2 protein-coding genes are annotated in these 1917 nt (G+C 74.6%); both read left to right on the top strand.

The annotated features are described in order from the left end of the window. Window positions 1-567 (top strand): FAD-dependent oxidoreductase (locus GTW08_RS21565; protein ID WP_161152446.1); only part of this gene is annotated, 567 nt, incomplete at its 5' end. A 35-nt stretch (window positions 568-602) separates the two neighbouring features. Then, complete coding sequence (locus tag GTW08_RS21560; RefSeq protein ID WP_073574439.1) at window positions 603-1811, top strand: cytochrome P450 family protein; 1209 nt, start codon at window positions 603-605, stop codon at window positions 1809-1811. Window positions 1812-1917 lie beyond the last annotated feature (106 nt).

Below are 1917 nucleotides of genomic sequence, written 5' to 3'. Positions count from 1 at the left end.
CACCGGGTGCGGGCGGGAGTGGTCGTCGACGCGGCCGGGGCCTGGGCCGACGCGGTGGCGGCGCTGGCCGGCGTACCCGGCGCCGGGCTGACCCCGTACCGGCGCACGATCGCCGCCTGCCCGGTCGGCGACCCGTCGGTGCTCACCGTCGACGGTGCCGTCCTGCCGATGATCGCCGACGCCGCCGAGCGCTGGTACCTGAAGGCCGAGGCGGACGTCGTGCTGGTCTCCCCGGCCGACGAGACCCCGGCCGAGCCGGGCGACGCGCGGCCCGACGAGCTCGACGTCGCCCTCGCCCTGGACCGGGTGGGCTCGGCGACCACGCTCGGGCTGCGGTCGGTCCGGACCGCGTGGGCGGGGCTGCGGACCTTCGCCCCCGACCGCGCCCCGGTGCTGGGCGCGCGCCCGGAGCACCCGGGGTTCTTCTTTGTCGCGGGGCAGGGCGGGTCGGGCATCGAGTCCGCCCCGGCACTGGCGGCGCTGGCCGCGTCGGTCGTCCTGGGCCACCCGGCCCCGGCCGACGTCGAGCTCGACCCCGCTGTGTGCTCGGTCACACGACTGACGTAAGCGGTCGCTTACCCATGGCTGGCACCATGGTCCCCATGGCGCTGACCACCACCGGCACCGAGACGCACGACCTGTTCTCGGGCGACTTCTGGACCGACCCGCACCCCGCCTACGCGGCCCTGCGCACCGAGGAGCCGGTGCGCGAGCTCGCACTGCCGGACGGGAAGGCGTGGCTGATCAGCCGCTACGCCGACGTCCGTGCGGCGTTCGTCGACCCGCGGCTGAGCAAGGACTGGCGCTGGACGCTCCCCGCCGACCAGCGCGAGGGCCAGCCGGCCGCGCCGATCCCGATGATGATCCTGATGGACCCGCCGGACCACACCCGGCTGCGCAAGCTGGTCGGCCGCTCGTTCACCGTGCGGCGGATGAACGACCTGCAGCCCCGGGTCGAGGAGATCACCCAGGAGCTGCTCGACGCGCTGCCCGCCGAGGGTCCCGTCGACCTCATGCGCCAGTACGCGTTCCTCGTCCCGGTTCTGGTCATCTGCGAGCTGCTGGGGGTTCCCGCCGAGGACCGCGACATGTTCTCGGCGTGGTCGTCGGTGATGGTCGACGACTCCCCGCAGGAGGAGAAGTTCGCCGCGATGGGCAGCCTGAACGGCTACCTCGCCGAGCTGATCGAGCGCAAGCGCACCGAGCCCGACGACGCCCTGCTGTCCGGCCTGCTCGCCGTCAGCGACGCCGACGGCGACCGCCTGTCGGCCGAGGAGCTCGTCGCCATGGCGACGCTGCTGCTCATCGCCGGGCACGAGACCACGGTCAACCTGATCGGCAACGGCGTGCTCGCCCTGCTGACCCACCCCGAGCAGCGCGCCCGGCTGCAGGCCGACCCGTCGTTGATCACCTCGGCGGTGGAGGAGTTCCTGCGCTTCGAGTCCCCGGTCTCCAATGCCCCGATGCGGTTCGCCAGCGAGGACGTCGAGTACTCCGGGGTGACCATCCCGGCCGGGTCGACCGTCATGCTCGGCCTCGCCGCGGCGAACCGGGACCCGGAGTGGCTGGAGGACCCGGAGCGGCTCGACATCACCCGGGACTCGTCGTCGGGGGTGTTCTTCGGCCACGGCATCCACTTCTGCCTGGGCGCGCAGCTCGCGCGCACCGAGGGCCGGGTGGCGATCGGCAAGCTCATCGCCCAGCGGCCGGACCTGGCGCTGGCCGTCGAGCCGTCCGAGCTCGTGTACCGCGAGTCGACGCTGGTCCGGGGCCTGTCCCGGCTGCCGGTCACGCCGGGCGAGCCCGCCTGAGGGCGCCGCCGCCGGGCGCGACCGAGGGGGGTGCGCCCGGCGGGCGGTGTCGGACCGGCGGTGTCGGACCGGCGGTGTCGGACCGGCGGGGGCAGCCGTCGGCGCA

The sequence above is a fragment of the Pseudonocardia sp. SID8383 genome (assembly GCF_009864975.1).
In the GTDB taxonomy this organism is placed as follows: Bacteria; Actinomycetota; Actinomycetes; order Mycobacteriales; family Pseudonocardiaceae; genus Pseudonocardia; species Pseudonocardia alni.
The sequence above is the reverse complement of the archived record's forward strand: the minus strand, read 5'-3'. Positions and strand labels throughout refer to the sequence as shown.

Bases quoted from the DNA above. Each gene is read 5' to 3' on its own strand.
- GTW08_RS21560 (WP_073574439.1), top strand. From the start codon at position 603: ATGGCGCTGACCACCACCGGCACCGAGACGCACGACCTGTTCTCGGGC.